This window comes from Flavobacterium sp. UBA7680, assembly GCF_002482975.1.
In the GTDB taxonomy this organism is placed as follows: domain Bacteria; phylum Bacteroidota; class Bacteroidia; order Flavobacteriales; family Flavobacteriaceae; genus Flavobacterium.
Genome location: NZ_DLHA01000045.1, coordinates 21,987 through 44,111, shown reverse-complemented (window position 1 = coordinate 44,111; position 22,125 = coordinate 21,987). Strand labels below are relative to the sequence as shown.

Genomic DNA, 22,125 nt, shown 5'->3' with positions numbered 1-22,125 from the left:
TATGGAACTGCTAAAAAAGATTCAATCAGAAATTGACCAATATTCAAATACAATTGAAGGAACTTTAAGTCTTCCTGAAATTACAATTAAATATGGTCTTAATTCTTATCGATATGGTTCTTCCAGTTTTTTATCTGATCTTTTTGATCCTATCGAAATAACAAACGAAACCGTATTTTACGATTTAGGTTCCGGTTATGGAAACATCATTTTATATGGAGCTGTAAAATATCCAAATGCGAAGTTTAAAGGAATTGAAATTCTAAAAGAACGACATGAAGTTTGTGCCGGTTTAATCGAAAAAGAACAAATAATAAATGTCGCTGCAATTTGCGGGGATATTTTAAAAACTAATATTTCTGATGGGACTATTTTCTATCTGTACAATCCTCTTTATGATTTTCAATATGCCGAATTATTGGATAAACTACATCAGATTTCATTGCATAAACCGATCATCGTAATTGCAGAATCCAGATGTAATTTTTTTGATGAAGCCGAATGGTTAGAACAATATCACCTTAAAGATATTGATGTGGTTAGAAAAATTAAATACTATCGCTCAGTTAAGATTTTTTAAAACCATCAAAACCAAGATTCCTAATTATTTTTCATTACAGAGATTAACCAACTCATGCCTGATATTAATGTGTTTGTGGCATTTTTTAAAATCAGTAAATACTTAAAGAATAAGTTTACAAACACAAACCAAACACAAACCAAACACAAATTCAAAACTAATCAAAAATAAACCCTAAAACCCCAAGAATCATGACAAATCTAAGTTCAATTATTCTTCCGGTTCTTCAAGATATGGAAGAATCTTATTTAAAAGATCAACTATTAAAGTTCCTTCCTAATCAAGAGGAATCATTTTCAAAAATCGAAAAAAGCTTCAAACAATTAACATCAAAAGTTCAGGACAAAGAACGTTTACAGTTATTTTTTCACAGTTGGAGCCAAACGAATAACAGCGCCATGACAGTTGCAGGAATCAGCAACCGTATGACAATGCTGGTTCATAAAAACCAACCTATTGCAGACAAAGAAGCTCTTTTGCAGTCTATTACAAGTTTAAATAGAATTGTAGACGAAGACTTGGCAGTTGTGGGCAGAGTTTTACATTCTCAGTTATTTTATACTATGGCAACCAATATTTGTACAGACGATGACTGGCTTTCACGTAAATATTTAAACCTGAGTGCTTACGATTTTAAAGCGTGGAAAGACCAAAATTCTTTGCGAAATAAAGACATCATGATCGCTTTATTGACCACTTTAATCCATGAAATTTATACGCATGGAGAAGTAGAATATATTCTTCCAAAATTTGAATCATGGCTTACAAACGATTACGGTTTTTCAGAAGAAGATCGTGACAAAACATTAGCGTGGATAAGCGTTCACTGCGGTCCAACAGAGAAAAATCATTTCTTTTTTGCCGTAAGCTCTATTTTCCATTATGCCAAAGCCATGAATGTTGATCTGGAAACGTACGATATGGAACCTATCATTAAAGATTATTTGGCTAAAAAATCTGCAGTAATGCAAGATGTTATGGAAGTTGAAGAACTTAGTTTATAATTCATATTTCAATACATGATTACAAAGAAAGAACCAAAAGCGCAGCTCAATGCCCCTAAAATAAGTCTGCAGCAAAATCAGCCTGAAAAACAGAAAAAATGGAAGGAATTATTTTCTGAATATTTTGAAAAAAATACAGGATTGGGAAGTCATTTTTTTGCTAATTCTTCGGTAAAACTACCTTTAGGATATGATAACGAAATGAATCGTTTGTGTTCTATTTTAAATTACGCTTGTAAAGCAATTGTCCAGAATTATTTTGAAGACGAGAGAATTCGAAATTATTATCAGCTGGACAAAGACCTTGAAGCTTTATTGAAAAAAAGCTACAGCGCAACATACAATCAGGGCTTTTATCGCCCTGATTTTTTATATGATATAAACAATCAGGCAAAAATTTGCGAGATAGGCGCACGTTATCCGCTAAACGGCTGGATGATTAGTTATTATTTAAAATTGATAAACGACGAAATAAGTGAAACCAAAGATGGACTAACTTTTAAAGATCCCGATTTAAAAAACCTGATCGACGGTTTATACTATCAATTTGCTCCAAATAAAAAACTGGCTCTCGTTCATGACGACGAAAAAGGAACCGAGATTTTTTATCTTCAAAAAGAATTAGTAAAATTAGGAGTTGAATTAATTTCGGTAAAACCTCAGGATTTAATCGTTTCAAACGATTCTATTTATGTAAATGGAGAACCCGTTTCGCAGTTTATCTTAGAAATGGATCGGAAAGAACTAAAAAAAATAAAACCGGATGTACTCGATAAACTGATTGAGCAAAACTGTTATTTTAATGATATCAGAACCTTAATCTTAATTCATGACAAAAGAGTTTTAGCCGTAATGTACGATGCCGAAATAATGTATGATTATCTAAGCGAAGAAGATTACGATTTTTTAAAACAATACCTAATTCCAAGTTATGTAATTGTTGATCCCGCCGACTGCGATGCTTTTATTAAAAATGATCAGAACCTGATTTTAAAATTAAATAGCGGCGGAAGAGGGATTGGAGCTTACGTAAAAAGTGATTGTACAGCTCAGGAATGGGACACTATTATTAGAGAAAACTGGAGTAAATATTTAATTCAGCATTTTGTCGAACAAAAAGAATTTAAAGATCTAGAAAACAATCGTCAGATTCATTTAGTAGGAATGTTGTTGTGTAAAGACGACAAAAACTATGGCCCCGGTTTGTTTCGCGGTTCAGATGAATCGGTTGTAAACGTACATCAGGGCAGAGCTTTAATTTATCAATTAGCAGAGTGAAAAATTATGAAACATACAGTTGTAATTCCTCTTTATAATAAAGAAGCGTTCATATACGATACGATTCGGTCGCTGGCTTTTCAGGAAAAAAAAGCCTCACAAATTATTATTGTTGATGATTTTAGTACAGATCAAAGTATGTTTTTGCTAAAAGATGCTCTGGCATTTTTTGCACCACAGTTTTTACTAACAGAAGTTGAGATTATTGAATTAAAAGAAAATAAAGGCCCCGGTCATGCAAGAAATATTGGAATGGGACTCGCAACAGGAGATCTGATCAGTTTTTTGGATGCCGACGATTGTTATACTTCTTCCTGTTTAAAAGAAGTCGGCTTAATTATGGAACAGGAAAACATAGATGTTCTGGTACTCGGACTTTTATTAATACCATCAAACTATTATCTGCCCAACATTTCATCCTTCAAAAAAGAAATGACTTCACTCTCAAATGAATTGTTTTTGATTCCAAATATATTACATACCATCAGTTCTCCAGATTTTATTATGGGCGTTGGCAGTAATGTGGTAATCAGAAAAAAGCATTTAGAAAATATTCGTTATGAAACCGATGTATCCTTAAACGAAGGAATTGACTTTTGGTATCGTGTCGTGAAAAGTTTAAAAGATAAACCAAAAGTAGCCTTACTAAACAAAGTCTGCATAGAAGTAAGAGAAGTTGAAGGCAGTTTGTCGAGAATTAAATATTCTAATTGGAAAGAATTAAAAATTCCCGTTACTATAGAACGATACCATAAAAGTACTGACAAATACGACCAACAGCTCATGGGAATGTTATCACAAAGATGGCTCGAACATGCCATGGAACGATTACCATCCTGGCGACAAAAAATGTTATTTCTGATTAACCATTCTAAAAGCTTAATTAGGAATTGGTATTATTTCAAAAAAAGACCGAATTAAAATAAAAACTATGTCCCCAGATATTCCAAAAACAGAAAAAAGAGAATTGCAGGATTATTTTGAATTGGCAAAAAAGAATCCCTTATACATTGAGTTCTATAAAGAACATAATTGTGCAGAGAAAGCTCCCGTTCTTAGTAAAAAAGAATTGATGCCCATTTTAAAAAACAATTTTAAACTGCATGAAGAAAAGACAGGAGTATATTTAGTACGCTCAGGCGGAAGTACTCAAAATCCTTTAGTTTTTCCAGTAGATATACAAGAAAATCAAAATCAGCGTTTTGCGATGGCGAGGGAATTAACCAAGAATAATTTTTTTACTCCGAAAACAATAGCTTTAAATATTTTTGGATATTCAGATATGTACCGAACGGCTGCTATAATGGATGATATTTTAGAAAAATGTCAATCAACAACATTAGCGCTGAGTGCACACGCCAGTTATAAAGATATGGAACAAGCCACGACTTATTTTAAGCCGGACTTTATAATGGGAACGCCTTCAAAATTATTATGTTTTGCACAATTTTTACAAGAGAATAATCAAAAACTGCAAATCAAAAACTTGTTATATGCAGGAGAGTTTTTAAGACCCGAAGTTCAAAAACTTTTAGAAAAAGTATTTGGGCTTCAGCAAATTTATTCCATGTATGGCTCTGCCGAAACAGGGATTTGGGCGTGGTCAGATTTTACTCAAAACCCTTCTTTGTTTTCAGTTATTGAAGGAATTATAATCGAAATCATTAATCCGGATAGTGATGGATATGGCACAATTGCCGTTACGAATACTTTCCGAAAAAGATTTCCTGTTTTTCGATATGCGATTGGCGATTTAGGAAGATGGGTTAATTTAGACGGAAAAGCTTTTCTGGAATTAAAATCAAGAGAAACCAAATCTTTTATACTTTCTGAACAACACTATGATTTAGATGAATTTAATTTTCTTACGAGTTCTGCAACAGCTTTTCAGATTCAATTATCCAGTAAAGATTTTAAAGAAGTTGTAAAAATGCTGCTTGTACAAAACGTTCCCCAAAACCAAAAAGCAGAGTTTATTGCAGAAAAATCCAAAGCATTAAAAAAACGCTTAGATTACAACGAACGTTTTATGGAAGTTGAGGTTTTACTAGTTGCGGCCTCTGATTTATATACAGATCCCAATACGACCAAAACCCCTCAATTGTTAGATTTGAGATGATAAAAGTATTTTAAAGAATTAAAAAGTATGTTTACCTTTTATCTTCTTTAGAATAATTAGAAGAATCATTAATGTTAATTGGAGTTCCCAGAAAACGAGGCTCGCGATCTCTTAAAACATCAAAAAAGGATTTAAAAATCGAACCATATTCTCTAAAACAAACATATTTATATCCGTGATATTCTCCATTGTTTGCAGAATATCCAGCCGATTTTATTCCAAGTTTTTGCCCGATATAAATCGCTCGGTTCAAATGATATTCTTGAGAAATTAATGTCGCTTTTTTAATCTTGAAAATATGTTTCGCACGATACATAGTAGAGTAGGTGTCGAACCCAGCATAATCAACAAAGATTTTTGTAGTGTCAACTCCGTGATTGTAACAATAATTTTTCATTACAGTAAGTTCATCATATTCATCGCGGCCGTTATCTCCCGAAAGTAAAATTTTATTGATACGTTTCATCTTGTACAATAAAATTCCCGCATCCAAACGATCCTTTAAATATTTACTTGGCTGATTTCCATTAATTCCTGCACCAAAAATAATTCCCACATCATTTTTCGGAAACTTTTTAACCGTATAATAAATCTTGTTTTTAGTAGAAGATCTTACATAATAATTCACAGAAACAATGGTAATTAATCCGATAATTACAAGGTAAAGGAAGATTCTAAAATATTTTTTCACGGCTTATTTTGTAAGATTAAGATTCAAAAACACGAAGATAGTTAAAGTATAATCAAATAAAAAACCGATGTAGAAGTACATCGGTTTTAATCTAAAATCTAAGATCTGAAATCTAAAATTATAACAAACCTGCTCTTTTCAATAAAGCTTCAGGTTTTGGTTCTTGTCCTCTAAAACGTTTGTATAAAGTCATAGGATGTTCTGTTCCACCTTTAGAAAGAACATTATCTTTAAATTTCTTCGCTATTTCTTCATTGAAAATTCCGTTTTCGTGAAAATATTCAAAAGCGTCAGCATCTAAAACCTCTGCCCATTTGTAGCTGTAATATCCGGAAGAATATCCACCTTGAAAAATATGAGAAAAAGCAGTACTCATTGCATTTTCTTTTACATCAGGATACAATTGTGTGTTGGCAAATTGTTCCGTTTCGAAAGCTTTTAAATCTGTAATTGAAGTTGGATCTTGTCCATGCCAAGCCATATCTAATAATCCAAAACTCAACTGACGCAATGTTGCCAAACCTTCCTGGAAACTCGCGCTTTCTTTAATTTTCTGAACATATTCAATCGGAATAATTTCTCCCGTTTCGTAATGATTCGCAAACAAAGCCAAAGCTTCCGGCTCATAACACCAGTTTTCCATAATCTGACTTGGTAATTCTACGAAATCCCAGTAAACAGAAGTTCCAGATAAACTTGGGTAAACTGTATCAGCCAACATTCCGTGTAAACCGTGCCCGAACTCGTGGAATAAAGTCGTTACCTCATTAAAAGTCAATAATGATGGTTTTGTTTCTGTTGGTTTTGTAAAATTACAAACGTTCGAAATGTGTGGTCTTTCATTTACGCCGTCTTTTACATATTGCGATTTGAATGAAGTCATCCACGCGCCATTTCTTTTTCCTTTTCTTGGAAAAAAATCAGCATAGAAAATCGAAACCAAATTATTCTCAGCATCTTTTACCTCATAAGTTGTAACTTCTTCGTGGTATTTATCGATATCAAAAACCTCGGTAAAAGTTAAACCATATAATTTTTTGGCAACTGTAAAAGCACCGTCTAAAACTTTCTCTAATTGAAAATAAGGTTTCAGTTTTTCATCATCTAAATTAAAAAGCTGTTGTTTTAATTTTTCAGAATAATAGGCACCGTCCCATTTTTCTAACTGTTCGATTCCGTCCAATTCTTTCGCGAAAGCAGTTAATTCTGCAAATTCTTTTTGAGCCGCAGGTTTTGCTTTTGCCAATAAATCATTCAGGAAAGAAAAAACTTTCTCCGGACTTTCGGCCATTCTTTCTTCCAAAACAAAATGCGCGTGCGTTTTGTAGCCTAATAAATTAGCTCTTTCAAAACGCAGTTTAGCAATTTTTAAAACATTTTCCTGATTGTCAAATTCGTTATTTTGAAATGCTTTTGCACCAAATGCAATTGCCATTTTTTTACGCAATTCGCGATTATCAGCATAAGTCAAAAACGGAACATAACTTGGATGATCTAAAGTGAAAATCCAGCCTTCTTTTTCTTGGTTTTTAGCTAATAATCTTGCCGCTTCGATTGTACCTTCTGGCAATCCTGAAAGATCTTTTTCATCAGTCAAATGCAATTCGAAATTGTTGGTTTCTGCCAAAACATTTTCGCCAAACTGTAAACTCAATTTCGATAATTCTTTGTCAATTTCTCTTAATTGATTTTTCTTGTCTTCTGGCAAATTAGCTCCGTTTCTTGAAAAGCTTTTGTATTTTTTATCTAATAAAGTCGTTTGTTCAGGATTTAAACCTAAACTTTCTTTTTGATCGTAAACGGCTTTTACTTTCGCAAATAAATTAGCATTTAAACGAATGTCATTCCCAAATTCTGAAAGCAAAGGCGAAACTTCCTGAGCTATTTTCTGCATTTCGTCATTCGTTTCTGCCGAATTCAAATTGAAGAAAATACTAGAAAGACGATCTAAAATATCACCCGAAAAATCCATCGCTACAATGGTGTTTTCAAAAGTCGGCGCATCTGGATTATTTACTATTGCATCAATTTCGGCTTTAGCCAAAACAATTCCTTCGTTGAAAGCGGGAACATAATCTTCGATTTTAATTTGCGAAAAAGGTGCGGTGTTATGTTTGGTTATAAATTTTGAAAGTAAAACACTCATTATGATATTATATTTTTTATTAATAGAAGGCAATTTTTTGAATTCCAAAGATAGCAATTTATAAAAACCTAATCATCTAAACAAGATCGATTCTCGGCATAAAATCCTCTTAAATTGTGTTATAGATATGTTATTTATTTCTGTAGGCGTTTTTAAAAGCGTAAATTGAAAAAATAGATTTAGCATTATAAAATGCTAATCATAACTAAAAATAAAATAGGATGAATTATCAAGTTGTTATAAAGAATATTGATACGGTTAATGAAGTTGAAGGGTATTGGTCAGACGAAGATTTTATTGCGTTATTAGAAAAATTCAATTATCCCGATGGAGCAGCGGCAGAGAAAAGCAGTTTACCGGAATTATTAGAAATGGCGATTTCAGATTATGAGCCTAACGAAGCTGCCGAAATAGTTTTGCAATATAAATTAGGAGATCAATTAAGCGAAGGACAAATAGAGCAAATATCGAACAATATGTTAATCGATAAGGTTTGTGAGGAATATCCCGAAATACACATGCAAGGCACTTTGTTTCATGTAAATCAATTGCTTTTTAAAGCCTATAATGGAAAATTTCCAAATGCAAAAGCTTCTATTGTCCATTTTTCACTAACGCCAACAGATGGAGAAGTACAAAAGCTGACAGCCGAAAACGTACTAAAATTATTGAATAACGGTTTGTCTGATAGAAATCTGATCAAAAGATTATTCGAAAATCAAATATCTCAAAATATTCCGTTTCCGGAAGCTGAAAGTATTATTTGGGAATTGAAGACAGAAGACAATATAAATTACGATTTGGTGACTTCAGAAAATTGGATAAATAAGGAAGATATAAAAGAATCTGAATTTGAATCTATTTTAGAAGAAGTTGAAGATATCGCTTAATTTAAAAGAGGTAAAATCTTAAATTTAGTTTCTCAAAGATTCTCAAAGAAAAAACACAGAGATTCACAAAAATTTTGTGCACCTCTGTGTCTTCTTTGTGTATCTCTGTGAAATTACTTATTTAAACCTTCAGCAGCTTTATTAACCGCAGTTTTTAATTCTTCTTTATAAGAAATAATCGTATCTAAAACTTTTTTATCGTGGCTTCCGATGATTTGTGCTGCTAAAATTCCGGCATTTTTTGCTCCGTTTAAAGCTACAGTTGCAACAGGAACTCCGCCCGGCATTTGCAGAATCGATAATACCGAATCCCAGCCATCAATTGAATTACTTGATTTTACAGGAACTCCAATTACAGGAAGCGGAGACATCGAAGCCACCATTCCAGGTAAATGTGCCGCACCGCCCGCACCGGCAATAATTACCGAGATTCCTCGAGTATGTGCATTTTTACTGAAATCAAATAATTTCTCCGGCGTTCTGTGTGCCGAAACGATATCTACTTCAACTTCTACATTAAATTGTTTTAATATGTCGATTGCATCCTGCATAACTGGCATGTCTGAAATGCTTCCCATTATAATGGCTACTTTGCTCATGTGTGTTTTTGTTTGTTTTGTTTCAAGTTTCAGGTTTCAAGTTGTTGGAAACTGAAAACCGAGACTATAAAATGTTTATTTAGACTGTGACTGCGACTGTAAACTGCGAACTAATTACTAAGCGCTAATCACTTTAATAGTATTTTTAACTTCCTGAGCAATTCGTCTTGCTTCCTGCATATTCTCATTTACGATTGTAACGTGACCCATTTTTCTGAACGGACGTGTTTGCTTTTTACCGTAAATATGGGGAGTAACGCCGTCCCATCCTAAAATGGTTTCGATATTTTCATAAACAACGTCTCCAGAATAACCTTCAGCACCCACTAAATTTACCATAATTCCGGCAACTTTACTGTCTGTGTTTCCTAACGGAAGATCTAAAATAGCTCGTAAATGATTTTCGAATTGTGAAGTATAACTTGCCTCAATTGAATAATGACCTGAATTATGCGGACGCGGAGCAACTTCATTCACTAAAATTTCATCTTCATTGGTTTGGAACATTTCAACAGCCAAAAGTCCAACGTGATTGAATTTTTCAGAAACATTTAAAGCAATTGCTCTGGCTTTTTCGGCAACTTTTTCATCGATTCTTGCAGGGCAAATTACGTATTCAACTTGGTTTGCTTCTGGATGAAATTCCATTTCTACAACTGGATATGTTTTAATTTCTCCCGATGGATTTCTTACCACAATTACCGCCAATTCGTTTTTAAACGGAACCATAGTTTCAGCAATACATTCTACATTTGGTAAATCATCCATATCAGAAATCTGGCGAATAACTTTTACGCCATTTCCGTCGTAACCAAATTCGGTACATTTCCATACAAACGGAATGGTGATTTCATTATTTCCAACTGATTTTTGTAAATGTGCCGGACTTTCAAAACGTAAATAGGATGCAGTTGGAATATTACTTTGGGTATAAAAATCTTTTTGAGTTCCTTTATTCTGAATTCCTTTTAAAGTTTTTGGAGATGGATATACTTTTAAGCCTTCGTTTTCTAATTGTGTTAAAGCTTCAAGGTTTACCAATTCGATTTCAAAAGTTAGAACATCGACTTGTTTCCCGAAGTTGTAAACCGTTTCATAATCCATTAAATCGCCTTGAAAGAATTTATTACAGGCAATTTTACTTGGTGCTTCATCACTCGGATCTAAAACATAAGTTTGTATGTCAAATTTTCTGGTGTCGGACAAAAGCATTTTACCTAATTGTCCGCCGCCTAATATTCCTAATTTAAAATCAGAAGAAAAATAATTCATTTTGTGTTGTGTTTTTGCAAAGATACCTTTTAATCTTTTTTTAGCCAAAATTTAGTTTTTCAGCCACGAATTCACGAATTATATTTTTAAAGCTTTGCCACGAATTACACTAATTTCCACGAATTATATTTTAAAGTTTTGCCACAGATTAAAAGGATTAAAATGATTTATCTCTGTGCGGGTTTTTGGTTGCCACTAATTTTTCAGGTTCAATCTAAAAAATAATTCGTGGAAATTAGTGTAATTCGTGGCAAACAAAAAAAATCTATATAATCCTTTTAATCTGTGGCAAAAAAAATTACTCAATTTTCTTCAAAACTTCGCGCGCAACGGCTTTGTAAGCTGCAGAATGATCTCCGTAATCTTTGTTTAAAATAACTCGAAGTTCAGGATGAATCCAGTCGTAATAATTTCCCAAAACATATAAAGTTCTTATAGAATAAGCTTTTGTTGCGACTTTTACATCATTTATAAGCCAGTCAAAACTCGCTTCAATGCAATCCTGAAGATTTTCTTCGGATAAAGAAATACTGTTTTCGTTTTTTTTATAATGTGATTTTACTAAAAGCTGAACCACTTTTGCAATTGGTCTGAGCGAACTTTCGTCTTTCAGAACTTTCAAATTAGAACAGAAAAAATCAAGGTGAGGCTGGAGCCAGATTAATTCTTCGTACGATACAAATTCAAGGATCCAGCAGGCTTTATGATTGTTTTTATTGTCGGGCGAAAAGCAAATCGAAACTAATTCTTCAAATAAAGATGGGTTTTCGAGAATGTCTTGCGCGCACTTTAACCGGTTTTCCCGATAAGCACTTACATAATCCAGTTTTTCTTGTAATACAGAAAGCATTTTTTTAGGTTTGGGGGTGATTTCAAGCATCTAAAATAAATAATTTAATGAGATAGTTCCGTAATAATTTATAGGAAGTCCGGGATAATAATAGCGGGGTGCCGCGTTTCCAACCGCAACGGCATTTGGCAGTATTAGAGACGCATATTTTGTATTTGTAACATTATTTATTCCGGCAGAAAAATTTGTAGTTAGCTGCGGAAGAATTTCAAAGCGATAACCGCTTTTTAAATTGATAAGATTATAAGAATCTGAAAAAGCAGTATTGGCATCGTTCATCGGAATTTCATCTACAAATTGATAATCGGCATTAAAATAAATTCCGAGATTGGTGTTTAAAGTAATTCCGGCGTTGATTTTGTTAGCTGCAACTCCGGTCAATTTATTTCCGGAATAATCATTTCCGTTATCAACAAATTCTTTAAACTCATAATTTCCTAAAGATCCGGCTAAATAAGAATTCAGAGAAAAGAAATTATTAATTGGCCAATTATGATTTAAAGTAATTTCGATTCCTTCATGAAATGTTTTCCCAGCGTTTAAACCCACATATTGATCATCGCCAACTCTTTTTGCAACCAATAAATCTTTAATTTCCATTCGGTAAACCGCAATTTCTGTGTAAAGTTTTTTATTGAAGAAATAGAACTTTCCGCCCACTTCAAAATTATAACCATTTTCAGGTTTTATATTCGTATTGATTGTGCCTTCGCTTGTAAGAGTTTCTTCTGTTGCGGGCAATGAAAATCCTCGGCTAACCGAAAAATAAACCGTCTGCTGCAAATTCGGCTTAAATAATAAAGATAATTGCGGTGAAAAAATGCCGTCATAACTATATTCCTGATTCGAGTTTTCATTATAATTGTCGAGACTGAATTTAGTTTTGTTATAATTTAAACCTGCCTGAATTTCAAATTGATCAGAAAGTAAAGTTCTCAATTGAGAAAAGATATTATAAAAATGTCTTTTTTGTCCGGTTTCTGTAAGCTGATCGCCTTGCAGACTTCCCAAACCATTATTTTGCTGATACAGATTTTCGAACGTATTACCTTTATAAGTATCCGTAAAATATTCAATTCCGGTAATGAAGTTATTTTCTATTTTCCCAATTTTAAAATTTCCGGAGAATTGCGTTCTCGCGCCCGTTGCAAAAGTATATTGACGTAAAATGTCAAAAGGTCTTGGTTCGTTGCTGTCTTTATAATTGATAAAAACAGAAGTTGAATTCTTCAAATTTTCATTAATCGAAAAATCATAAGCCAATCCGCCCAAAGTCGATTTATACTCTTTATAACCTTTTGAAGCAACCCAGGTTGGCGCACCAGATTCCGGATTGTTTTCAAAAGCATTTTTATTTATCGAACTCGGAATAAAAGCTTTTAAATAAGTATAATTTGAAAAGTAAGTTAGTTTGCTGTTTTTCTTTCTAAATAATTCTCCCGCAAGCGTAATTCCTTCGCGTTTGTACGCACTGTTTTCGCGCCAGCCATCGGTTTTTAAATTGTGATAACTAATGTTTAAACTTCCGTTTTTTTCATCTAAACCAAAATTCACACTGCTTTTCAATAATCCAAAAGAACCAAAAACAGAACTTATTCCGGCACTTTGATTTCCGTTTTTAGAAAGCTGGGGTGAAATTAAAATTGCACCGCCCAATCCAGCGCCGTAAACACTCGAAAGCGGCCCTTTTATAATTTCAATTTGGTTGAGGTTTTCAAGATCAATATCGTCAATAACCGTTTCGCTGTTTCCGGAAGTCAGAGGAATACTGCCATAAAATGCTCTGATTTTATTGGTTCCGTAAGTAGTTCGCGCGCCAATGCCCCGAATCGAAATTCGGGTTGTGGTAAAATTAGAAGACTGCATAAAAACACCCGGAATTGTATTGATTACCGTTGTAATATCTGTAGTATTATTTTGCAGTAAATCTTTTTTAGAAAGAACACCAATCGAAGCCGGCGTGTTTAATAAATTGTTATCAATATGAAGCGAACTGATTACAACTTCTTTCAGTTTTTCGGTTTTTAGAGAGTCAATATTTTTGCCTTCTCTTTTCTGCGCTTCAATGTTTTGGAAAACAAAAACCACAAAAAGAAAAAAGCAATATTTTTTTAAGATCATAAATGATTCGAATTAAAAATGTAGTTTTTTAAAACACATAGAAACATAGGATTCATGGAGGCAAAAAAGGTGTTTCGCTTTTTAATAAAATATAAAATCTATGTTTCTATATGTTTAAATTATTGAACAATTGGAATTTGGCATTTCAAAAATTGGAATTTATTTATTCGCCGTAACCTTCCAAATCGTATTACTACTATCATCATTTACTAAAAGCGATCCGTCGTTCATAACGGTCACAGCAACCGGACGTCCGTAAACTTCAGCTTTATTTTCATCCGAAACAAAACCAGTTAAAAAATCTTCCGGTTTTCCAGATGGTTTTCCATCTTTAAAAGGAACAAACAGCACTTTATAACCTGAAATTTTAGAACGGTTCCAAGAGCCATGCTGCCCAACAAAAGCACCATTTTTATATTTTGCCGGGAATGCATCTTTAGTATAAAATGCCAATCCAAGCGAAGCTGTATGGGCACCAACAGAAACATCTGGAACAATTGCTTTTTCGACCAAATCTTTTCTTTCGCCTTTCATTCTCGGATCAGGAATACTTCCAAAATAAGAATAAGGCCATCCATAAAAACCATCTTTTTTTACACTCGTAATATAATCAGGAACCAAATCATCACCCAGATCATCACGCTCATTTACGGCTGTCCAAAGCTCTTTATTAACAGGATTCCAATCCATTCCAACAGGATTTCTAAGACCCGAAGCATAGATTTTTTCACCTGTTCCGTCAGGATTAATTTCAAGAATTCCGGCACGACGCACTTCCTTGTCAACGCCATGTTCAGCATTGTTACTTCCTGAACCTACGGAAACATAAATTTTGCTTCCGTCAGGACTTGCTAATAAATTTCGTGTCCAGTGATTGTTGTAACCTCCGGCAGGAAGTTCAAGAATTTTTTCGCCTTTTGTTTCCAGTTTCAGCGGATTGTTTTTATAAGGATAACGGTATAATCCGTCAGTATTTGCAATGTAGAAAAAGTCCTTTAAAACCAGCATTCCAAAAGGTCTGTTTAAGCCGGTAATAAAAACTTGACGGATTTCAAATTTTCCATCTTTGTCTTTGTCCCGAAAAACTGTGATTTGATTTTTGCTCGATCTAGTTCCGCTTTCTACCACAAAAATATCCTGATTTGGTGCGATATAAGTCCAGCGTGGGTTTTCAAAACCATCAGCAAATTTCGTAACCGTAAAACCTTCAGGAGCTTTTGGAGTAACTCCGTTTGGCCAGCCAATAACTTTGCTGTTATTCGTTTTAGATTCAGTAGCATATGGAGGAGGAAGCGTAATGTCGCCAACAGCAGTTTTTACAACATTTCCGGGTTGTTTTGCCAGCGCTTCTTTTTCCTCTTTTTTAACTTGTCCGTTGCAGGAAGTCATTAAAATTAATAATGATATAGAAAATAGTGGTAAGTAATTCTTCATTGGTATTTTGGAGTTAAATGATTATTCAACAACAATTTAGTAAATTAAAAAGTAGATGCAAGAACGATTTTGTAATTATTAACTGATATTTAACATTCGCAAAAAAGTCATCTTTCGATTCTATTTTCATGTGGGCAGATTGGTTGTAATTCTGTATCTTTGTCCATTATTTTAAATTTAAAAATAATGATACAACTTCACGATAAACAATTTGTTCCGTTTATTTCGGCTAAGGAAATTGATTTTGCTTTAACCAAATTAGTTGCACAGGTAGAAGATGATTTTGGAGATGATACTCCAATTTTTATTGGAGTTTTGAATGGCGCCTTTATGGTGGTTGCCGATTTCCTGAAAAAATATAAAAGTCCTTGCGAGGTTTCATTTATCAAAATGGCTTCTTATGAAGGAACTGAAACAACAAATTCAGTTAAAGAATTGATTGGAATCAATCAGGATTTGTCTGGAAGAAGCGTTGTTATTATCGAAGATATTATCGATACAGGAAATACGCTTGAAGAATTGAAACATTTATTTAAAGCACAAAATGTAAAACACTTTAAAGTGGCTACTTTGTTCTTTAAACCAGAAGCTTATAAAAAAGACATTAAGATAGATTATATCGGAATCAGAATCCCGAATAAATTTATCGTTGGCTACGGATTAGACTATGATGGTTTAGGAAGAAACCTGACCGAAGTATATAAATTAGCTGAATAATATTAAACAAAACACAACTATATATTCATTTTAAACTTCTTCAAAAAATAAGAAGTCACACAACTCAAACGTACTATGATTAACATTGTTTTATTTGGAAAGCCTGGAGCAGGAAAAGGAACTCAGGCAGAATTTTTAAAAGAAAAATACAATTTAACACATCTTTCTACAGGAGATATTTTTCGTTTTAATTTAAAAAATGATACTGAACTAGGTAAAAAAGCAAGAGTTTTTATGGATAACGGAGAATTAGTTCCGTGCGAAGTAACAACTGCAATGTTAATTGATGAAGTAAATAAACACCCGGAAAGCGCAGGATTTTTGTTCGACGGATATCCAAGAACTTTAGATCAGGCTGAGGCATTAGATAAATTTTTACCAACAATTGGTTCAAGCGTAACAGCAACAATTGCATTAGAGGCTGATGACGAAATTTTAGTAGCACGTTTACTGGAAAGAGGAAAAACAAGCGGAAGACCAGATGATCAGGACGAAGAAAAAATTCGTGTAAGATATCAGGAATACAATGAAAAAACAGCTCCATTAATTGGATATTATAAAGAGCAGAATAAGTTTCACGCCGTAAACGGAATTGGAACCATCGAAGAAATTACAGAACGCTTAACGTCAGTTATAGATAATTTGTAGAAGCTAATCCAGCTGTACGTTACGAGTCCTCACTAAAAAAACTATTTTTCCAAACCATAAAACGAGCTTCCGCTGGTCGCTGTTTTCTGGCAGGAAAAATTAGTTTTTTTAGCTCCGAGCTCTTCACTTCCATCTGGGCTAAAAAAGAACAATAAGAATTTATACCAAACAACGAACCAAACAAATAACGAATCTACTAAACATTGGAAATACTAATAATATTTTTTCTAATACTATTAAACGGAGTTTTCTCAATGTCAGAAATTGCATTGATTTCGGCACGAAAAAATAGACTGGAAACAGCAGCAAAAAAAGGGAACAAAAGTGCCAAAACAGCGCTGGATCTGGCAAATTCTCCAAACAAATTTTTATCAACGGTACAAATCGGAATTACCTTAATCGGAATTTTGACAGGTATTTATTCTGGTGATAAAATCACATTAGATGTAGAAACATTTGTGAGCGGTTTTGCAATTTTAAAACCATACGCTCATTCCGTTGCGGTTGGAATTGTGGTTGTAGTTTTAACGTTCTTCTCTTTAGTTTTAGGAGAATTACTTCCAAAACGTATCGGATTAAATTATCCGGAATCGATTGCCAAAATGGTAGCAATGCCAATGAAAGTAATTTCTATTATCACGGCACCGTTCATTTGGTTACTAACGTCTTCAACAGATTTTTTATTGAATGTTTTGCAGATAAAACCAACTGCTGACGGAAAAGTAACGGAGGAAGAAATTAAAGCCATCATTAAGGAAGGAACAGAAGTAGGAGAAGTTCAGGAAATTGAACAAGATATTGTGGAGCGTGTTTTCCACATTGGAGACAGAAAAGTAAGTTCGTTAATGACGCACCGAAAATCAGTTGATATGCTTCCGCTAAATGCTGATAAATCCAAAATAAAAGAATTAGTTGTTCAGGATTTGCATACGGTTTATCCGGTTTTTAACGAAAATTATGATGACATTGTTGGGGTTGTAACGCTGAAAAATATATTCGCGAATATCGAAAATGATAATTTTGATTTTGCAGCTATAATTTCTGATGCACCTTATTTAATGGAGCAGACAACAGCTTATAAAGCATTAGAAAATTTCAAAAAAACAGGCGTTCATTACGCTTTGGTTTCAGATGAATATGGCGTTTTTCAAGGTTTAATTACATTGAATGATATTCTTGAAGCTTTAGTTGGAGACGCATCTGAATTTTATAAAGATGAATTCCAGCTTATAGAAAGAGAAGACGGATCATGGCTGGTTGACGGACATTATTCATTACACGATTTCTTAACGTATTTCGAATTAGATGAACTAACAAACGATTACGAAGTAAACACCGTAAGCGGAATGATTATGACCGAACTTTCACATATTCCAAAAGAAGGTGAAAAACTAATTTGGCAAAAATTCATCTTAGAAGTTGTCGACATGGACGGCGTAAAGATTGATAAAGTGCTTGTAAAAGCGCTTAAAGAATAAAAAGAAAATAGTATTCAGTCGCAGTATTCAGTCGCAGGTTGTACTGAAAAATGGGATTGAGACTGAAAAGTAAATAAAATAGAGTTTAGATGTAGAATTTAGAGCAATCTAAAATCTAAAATCTAAAATCTGAAATTCAGAAAAATGACAGAAGGAAATTTTGTAGATTACGTTAAGATATATGTTTCGTCCGGAAAAGGAGGAAAAGGATCTACGCATTTACATAGAGAGAAATTTATTGAAAAAGGCGGCCCGGACGGTGGTGATGGTGGTCGAGGCGGACATGTGTATTTAGTGGGGAATAAAGGACTCTGGACATTATTTCATTTAAAGTTTGCGCGTCATATTAAAGCCGGATACGGTGGTGACGGTGGAGGAGACCGCAGCACGGGAGCAGATGGAGATGATAAATTTATTGAAGTGCCGTTGGGAACTGTTGTAAAAGACAAGGAAACAGGTGAAGTACTTTTTGAAATTACAGAAGACGGCGAAAAAAGAATTCTTGCAAAAGGAGGAAAGGGAGGTTTAGGAAACTGGCATTTTAGAAGTTCGACAAACCAAACACCGCGTTATGCGCAGCCAGGTTTGCCAGGTATAGAAATGGATGTAATTCTGGAGCTTAAAGTTCTGGCAGATGTTGGATTGGTTGGATTTCCTAATGCAGGAAAATCTACTTTACTATCTGTATTGACTTCAGCAAAACCAAAAATTGCCGATTATCCTTTTACTACTTTAAAACCAAACTTAGGAATTGTAGCTTACAGAGATTATCAATCTTTTGTAATTGCTGATATTCCGGGTATTATTGAAGGTGCTGCAGAAGGAAAAGGTTTAGGACATTATTTCCTTCGCCATATTGAGCGTAATTCGACTTTACTATTTTTAGTTCCGGTTGATACGCCAGATATTAAAGCAGAATATGATATTTTGGTAAATGAATTAACAAAATATAATCCTGAAATGCTGGATAAAGAACGTCTTTTAGTTATCTCAAAATGTGATATGCTGGATGACGAACTTAAAGCTGAATTGAAAACAGAATTAGACGTTTCGTTTAAAGATATTCCGTATATGTTTATTTCATCTGTTGCACAACAAGGTTTGACAGATTTGAAGGATAAACTTTGGAAAATGCTTAACGAATAAAATCGTTTTTATTATAAAACATAAAAACCCGACAGTTTCCATTGTCGGGTTTTTTACTTTCTGCGCGAAAAAACAAAAAGTATAAAGGATTTTACTTTCTAACTTAAATCCTGTGAAATTATAGTCCAAAGTTTTTAGAGATTCCAATGTTTAAAGTTTTTCCAAAATCAAAACCTAAACGATGCTCTCTCGCAGTTCCTTTTCCGCTAAGATTATCGTAGCCAACTCCTCCAATAGAAAAATTTAAACCAAAACCTCTTTTCATATTAATAAATAAGGCTGGTGTTAAACTAGTATAAACACCTTTTGTTTTATCAATACTTCTTTCTTGGTACCCAACTCCTAAATCAGTGTAGAAAGAGAATAAATCAGAAAGAGGCACTGAGTAACGAGTAAAAGCACCAACTCTGTATGCTTCTTCTCTTTTAGAACCAGATTCTTTATAGTTCAAGATTGAACCTTCAACTCCTAAAGTCCACTTGTCTGTAAATTGATATCCTACTTTTGGAGAAAATTCAAAATTTTCATATTTATCATCTCCAATTTTTTCTGAACCAAATCCAACATTTCCACCAAGTAAAACTGATCCTTTTTGCGCACTCATCATTGTTGTCACTAATAGAACAACTGCTACTAATAATTTTTTCATTTTTATTTTTTTAATTAGAAAGGCAAATTAAAGGAATAATTATTTGTAAGAAATAGATTAAATTAAATATTTTTAATTGAAAGTTAATTTTTACAATTTTTATTAAGATTTAAAAACTTGATTTCATTAAATCTAGAATTTTATAAGTTTAATTAGTTTTTATCTTTTTATAGTCTAATAATTTTCCTTTTTTATCAAATTATGAATTTCGCAAAATCATCTTGATATTTATTTATTATGTTTTGTTTTTAGATCGAATGTTTATTTTTTTTGCGAAAATGAGTTATATTCGCAGTACTTAAACAAAATAACATGAAAAAAATAGTTTTATTCTTGACCATGTGCCTTATGGCTTTTCCTGTAAGAGCTGATGAGGGAATGTGGTTCTTGATGTTTATCGAAAGATTGAACCATAGAGATATGGAGAAAATGGGCTTGCAATTAACAGCCGAAGAAATTTACAGTATCAATCATCATAGTTTAAAAGATGCAATTGTGCAGTTTAATGGTGGATGTACTGCTGAAATCGTTTCTAAAAGCGGATTGGTTTTAACAAACCACCATTGCGGATATAATGCGATTGCAGAACTTTCTACTGCAGAACAAAACTATTTGAAAGATGGTTTTTGGGCAAAAGAAAAAAGTGCCGAAATGAAACCTAAATCTTTATACGTTCGTTTCTTTGTTCGTATGGACGACGTTTCAAAAAGAATTTTATCAAAAGTAAATGATACTATGACCGAGACTGAAAGAAACAAAATCATTCAGCAAGAGATTAGTTTAATTGAAAAAGAAAATAGTGAAAACGGGAAGTATACAGTTTCTGTTCGTCCTTTCTTTCAAGGAAATGAATATTACTATTTCGTTTACCAAGATTACACAGATGTTCGTTTAGTGGGAACACCACCGGAAAGTGTTGGTAAATTTGGAGGTGATACTGACAACTGGGAGTGGCCTCGTCAAACTGGAGATTTCTCTATGTTTAGAGTGTACGCTGATAAAGATGGAAATCCTGCAGCTTACTCGAAAGATAATGTGCCTTTACAGCCAAAACATTATTTGCCTGTAAGTATTAAAGGTGTAAAAGAAAATGATTTTGCCATGATTCTAGGTTATCCTGGAAGAACAAATCGCTGGATGCCGGCGGGAGGAATTGAGCAGAATATAAAATACGCTTATCCTGCGTGGGTTGAAGGTGCTAAAACTGGAATGGACGTAATGAAAAAGTATATGGATACAGATGCAACTGTTCGTTTGAAATATGCATCTAAATATGCTTCAACAGCAAACTACTGGAAAAACCGTCAAGGTATGATCGATGCTTTAACAAAAGCAGGAACGGTAGATGCTAAATCAGAACAAGAAGATAAATTTTATGAGTGGGCGAGCAAACCTGCAAATAAAGATAAGTATGAAAATGTAATTCCTACTATTAACGATTATTACAGAGAAACAAATTTAAAAGCGCGTCACGATAATTACTTAACGCAGCTTTTGCGTACTTCTGCTTATGCGACAGGTCCTGCAAATTTAGGAAATGAGTTGATTGCTTACTATAAAGAAAATGAAGCAAAAAGAGCAGAGATGTTACCGAAGATCAACACAATGATTGACAATATCTACGGCAATTTTTATGCTCCGCTTGAAAAAGATGTATTGACAGCGCAATTGAATTTATATGCTTCTAAAGCGGCTGAATATGGCCTTGCTTCAGAAGTTGCTAAAATGAAAACGGCTAATAATGGTGACTTTACTGCTGACGTAGCAAAAGCAACTGAAATTAGTTATTTTACAACTAAAGAAAAAGTATTGGCATTTATGGCTGATCCTAAACCATTAGCAATTGTACACGATCCTTTGTATATTATCTCAAATGATTTACTGACAAAATACCGTGCTAAAACAGATGATCAGGCAAAAGCTGATGATGGTTTTGCAACTGCTTACCGTGAACTTGTTGAGGGTTTAAGAGAATCAAAATTAAACGCAATTAAATATCCTGATGCTAACTCTACTTTGAGATTGACTTATGGAAAAGTTCGTGCGTTGCCTGCTGATCCTCGTAACGATGCGGCAATCAACAATTATACTACTATGGAAAGCATGGTGAAAAAGTATAAAGCAGGAGATCAGGAATTTGATTTACCAGCTCGTTTGTTAGAATTAAACAAAGCAAAAGATTTTGGTCAATATGCTGATAAAGCGGGTTACATGCCAGTAAACTTCTTGACTGATAACGATATTACTGGAGGAAACTCAGGTTCACCGGTTTTAAACGGAAAAGGAGAATTAATTGGAATTGCTTTTGACGGAAATATCGAAGCGATGGCTGGGGACGTAATTTTTGATCCTAAATTACAAAGAACGATCAACGTTGATATTCGTTATGTGCTTTGGATTATTGACAAATACGCTGGAGCTAAAAATATTATTGACGAATTGACGATTACAAAATAATCTCAATTTCATGATAAAAGTAAACCCGACAGATTTTAAATCTGTC

The 22,125-nt window shown here is 33.6% G+C and carries 19 protein-coding genes; 11 read left to right on the top strand and 8 right to left on the bottom strand.

The features are described 5' to 3' along the window. Position 1: 1 nt before the first annotated feature. The 5 genes from B3C18_RS19380 (at position 2) to B3C18_RS19360 (ending at position 4,981) form a co-directional block, all read left to right on the top strand. The gene (locus tag B3C18_RS19380; protein WP_291150452.1) at positions 2-580 is read left to right on the top strand and encodes a hypothetical protein; all 579 of its coding nucleotides are present in this window, start codon (positions 2-4) and stop codon (positions 578-580) included. 191 nt (positions 581-771) lie between these two features. After that, entirely contained in the window at positions 772-1,584 is an 813-nt protein-coding gene (locus B3C18_RS19375; protein WP_291150450.1) for a hypothetical protein, read from the top strand. A gap of 15 nt (positions 1,585-1,599) precedes the next feature. Beyond that, positions 1,600-2,862, top strand: coding sequence for a hypothetical protein (locus B3C18_RS19370; RefSeq protein WP_291150448.1), 1,263 nt, complete (start codon positions 1,600-1,602; stop codon positions 2,860-2,862). Positions 2,863-2,868: 6 nt separating this feature from the next. Continuing rightward, the gene (locus B3C18_RS19365; RefSeq protein ID WP_291150446.1) at positions 2,869-3,783 is read left to right on the top strand and encodes a glycosyltransferase family 2 protein; all 915 of its coding nucleotides are present in this window, start codon (positions 2,869-2,871) and stop codon (positions 3,781-3,783) included. Positions 3,784-3,793: 10 nt separating this feature from the next. Next, entirely contained in the window at positions 3,794-4,981 is a 1,188-nt protein-coding gene (locus tag B3C18_RS19360) for a hypothetical protein (RefSeq protein ID WP_291150443.1), read from the top strand. A gap of 31 nt (positions 4,982-5,012) precedes the next feature. Here B3C18_RS19360 and B3C18_RS19355 read toward each other — a convergent pair whose 3' ends face one another. Further along, positions 5,013-5,672: a SanA/YdcF family protein gene (locus tag B3C18_RS19355; RefSeq protein WP_291150440.1), complete on the bottom strand. Its 660-nt coding sequence runs from the start codon at positions 5,670-5,672 to the stop codon at positions 5,013-5,015. A gap of 118 nt (positions 5,673-5,790) precedes the next feature. After that, positions 5,791-7,818, bottom strand: a complete 2,028-nt coding sequence (locus tag B3C18_RS19350) for a M3 family metallopeptidase (protein WP_291150437.1) — start codon at positions 7,816-7,818, stop codon at positions 5,791-5,793. Positions 7,819-8,039: 221 nt separating this feature from the next. Between B3C18_RS19350 and B3C18_RS19345 the strand changes: the two genes are divergently transcribed. Then, entirely contained in the window at positions 8,040-8,708 is a 669-nt protein-coding gene (locus tag B3C18_RS19345; RefSeq protein WP_291150434.1) for a hypothetical protein, read from the top strand. A 113-nt stretch (positions 8,709-8,821) separates the two neighbouring features. On the opposite strand, the gene purE is transcribed toward B3C18_RS19345, so the two are convergent. The 5 genes from purE to B3C18_RS19320 form a co-directional block, all read right to left on the bottom strand. Then, the gene (gene purE / locus B3C18_RS19340) at positions 8,822-9,307 is read right to left on the bottom strand and encodes a 5-(carboxyamino)imidazole ribonucleotide mutase (protein ID WP_291150430.1); all 486 of its coding nucleotides are present in this window, start codon (positions 9,305-9,307) and stop codon (positions 8,822-8,824) included. Positions 9,308-9,424: 117 nt separating this feature from the next. Continuing rightward, positions 9,425-10,579 (bottom strand): 5-(carboxyamino)imidazole ribonucleotide synthase, encoded by a 1,155-nt coding sequence (locus tag B3C18_RS19335; protein WP_291150427.1) that lies wholly within the window; start codon positions 10,577-10,579, stop codon positions 9,425-9,427. A 298-nt stretch (positions 10,580-10,877) separates the two neighbouring features. Then, on the bottom strand, positions 10,878-11,429 hold the full coding sequence (locus tag B3C18_RS19330) for a hypothetical protein (RefSeq protein ID WP_291150424.1): 552 nt from the start codon (positions 11,427-11,429) through the stop codon (positions 10,878-10,880). 30 nt (positions 11,430-11,459) lie between these two features. Further along, positions 11,460-13,550, bottom strand: a complete 2,091-nt coding sequence (locus tag B3C18_RS19325; RefSeq protein ID WP_291150421.1) for a TonB-dependent receptor family protein — start codon at positions 13,548-13,550, stop codon at positions 11,460-11,462. Positions 13,551-13,709: 159 nt separating this feature from the next. Further along, positions 13,710-14,984 carry a PQQ-dependent sugar dehydrogenase gene (locus B3C18_RS19320; RefSeq protein ID WP_291150417.1) on the bottom strand — a complete coding sequence of 425 codons (1,275 nt, stop codon included), beginning with the start codon at positions 14,982-14,984 and terminating at the stop codon, positions 13,710-13,712. Positions 14,985-15,170: 186 nt separating this feature from the next. Between B3C18_RS19320 and hpt the strand changes: the two genes are divergently transcribed. From hpt to obgE, 4 genes are all read left to right on the top strand, one after another. Continuing rightward, complete coding sequence (gene hpt, locus B3C18_RS19315; protein WP_291150414.1) at positions 15,171-15,701, top strand: hypoxanthine phosphoribosyltransferase; 531 nt, start codon at positions 15,171-15,173, stop codon at positions 15,699-15,701. Between the two features lie 75 nt (positions 15,702-15,776). Then, entirely contained in the window at positions 15,777-16,349 is a 573-nt protein-coding gene (locus tag B3C18_RS19310; RefSeq protein ID WP_053470808.1) for an adenylate kinase, read from the top strand. Positions 16,350-16,552: 203 nt separating this feature from the next. Continuing rightward, positions 16,553-17,827 carry a hemolysin family protein gene (locus B3C18_RS19305; RefSeq protein ID WP_291150409.1) on the top strand — a complete coding sequence of 425 codons (1,275 nt, stop codon included), beginning with the start codon at positions 16,553-16,555 and terminating at the stop codon, positions 17,825-17,827. Positions 17,828-17,971: 144 nt separating this feature from the next. Next, positions 17,972-18,973 (top strand): GTPase ObgE, encoded by a 1,002-nt coding sequence (obgE, locus tag B3C18_RS19300; protein ID WP_291150406.1) that lies wholly within the window; start codon positions 17,972-17,974, stop codon positions 18,971-18,973. Positions 18,974-19,091: 118 nt separating this feature from the next. Here the strand turns inward: obgE and B3C18_RS19295 are convergent, their stop codons facing one another. After that, positions 19,092-19,622: an outer membrane beta-barrel protein gene (locus B3C18_RS19295; RefSeq protein ID WP_291150403.1), complete on the bottom strand. Its 531-nt coding sequence runs from the start codon at positions 19,620-19,622 to the stop codon at positions 19,092-19,094. Between the two features lie 312 nt (positions 19,623-19,934). Between B3C18_RS19295 and B3C18_RS19290 the strand changes: the two genes are divergently transcribed. Next, the gene (locus B3C18_RS19290; protein WP_291150401.1) at positions 19,935-22,079 is read left to right on the top strand and encodes a S46 family peptidase; all 2,145 of its coding nucleotides are present in this window, start codon (positions 19,935-19,937) and stop codon (positions 22,077-22,079) included. The last annotated feature ends 46 nt before the right edge of the window (positions 22,080-22,125 follow it).

Bases quoted from the DNA above. Each gene is read 5' to 3' on its own strand.
- hpt (WP_291150414.1), top strand. From the start codon at position 15,171: ATGATACAACTTCACGATAAACAATTTGTTCCGTTTATTTCGGCTAAG.
- B3C18_RS19295 (WP_291150403.1), bottom strand. From the start codon at position 19,622: ATGAAAAAATTATTAGTAGCAGTTGTTCTATTAGTGACAACAATGATG.
- B3C18_RS19290 (WP_291150401.1), top strand. From the start codon at position 19,935: ATGAAAAAAATAGTTTTATTCTTGACCATGTGCCTTATGGCTTTTCCT.
- purE (WP_291150430.1), bottom strand. From the start codon at position 9,307: ATGAGCAAAGTAGCCATTATAATGGGAAGCATTTCAGACATGCCAGTT.
- B3C18_RS19360 (WP_291150443.1), top strand. From the start codon at position 3,794: ATGTCCCCAGATATTCCAAAAACAGAAAAAAGAGAATTGCAGGATTAT.
- B3C18_RS19380 (WP_291150452.1), top strand. From the start codon at position 2: ATGGAACTGCTAAAAAAGATTCAATCAGAAATTGACCAATATTCAAAT.
- B3C18_RS19370 (WP_291150448.1), top strand. From the start codon at position 1,600: ATGATTACAAAGAAAGAACCAAAAGCGCAGCTCAATGCCCCTAAAATA.
- B3C18_RS19335 (WP_291150427.1), bottom strand. From the start codon at position 10,579: ATGAATTATTTTTCTTCTGATTTTAAATTAGGAATATTAGGCGGCGGA.
- B3C18_RS19310 (WP_053470808.1), top strand. From the start codon at position 15,777: ATGATTAACATTGTTTTATTTGGAAAGCCTGGAGCAGGAAAAGGAACT.
- B3C18_RS19330 (WP_291150424.1), bottom strand. From the start codon at position 11,429: ATGCTTTCTGTATTACAAGAAAAACTGGATTATGTAAGTGCTTATCGG.
- B3C18_RS19375 (WP_291150450.1), top strand. From the start codon at position 772: ATGACAAATCTAAGTTCAATTATTCTTCCGGTTCTTCAAGATATGGAA.
- obgE (WP_291150406.1), top strand. From the start codon at position 17,972: ATGACAGAAGGAAATTTTGTAGATTACGTTAAGATATATGTTTCGTCC.
- B3C18_RS19325 (WP_291150421.1), bottom strand. From the start codon at position 13,550: ATGATCTTAAAAAAATATTGCTTTTTTCTTTTTGTGGTTTTTGTTTTC.
- B3C18_RS19345 (WP_291150434.1), top strand. From the start codon at position 8,040: ATGAATTATCAAGTTGTTATAAAGAATATTGATACGGTTAATGAAGTT.
- B3C18_RS19320 (WP_291150417.1), bottom strand. From the start codon at position 14,984: ATGAAGAATTACTTACCACTATTTTCTATATCATTATTAATTTTAATG.
- B3C18_RS19365 (WP_291150446.1), top strand. From the start codon at position 2,869: ATGAAACATACAGTTGTAATTCCTCTTTATAATAAAGAAGCGTTCATA.
- B3C18_RS19350 (WP_291150437.1), bottom strand. From the start codon at position 7,818: ATGAGTGTTTTACTTTCAAAATTTATAACCAAACATAACACCGCACCT.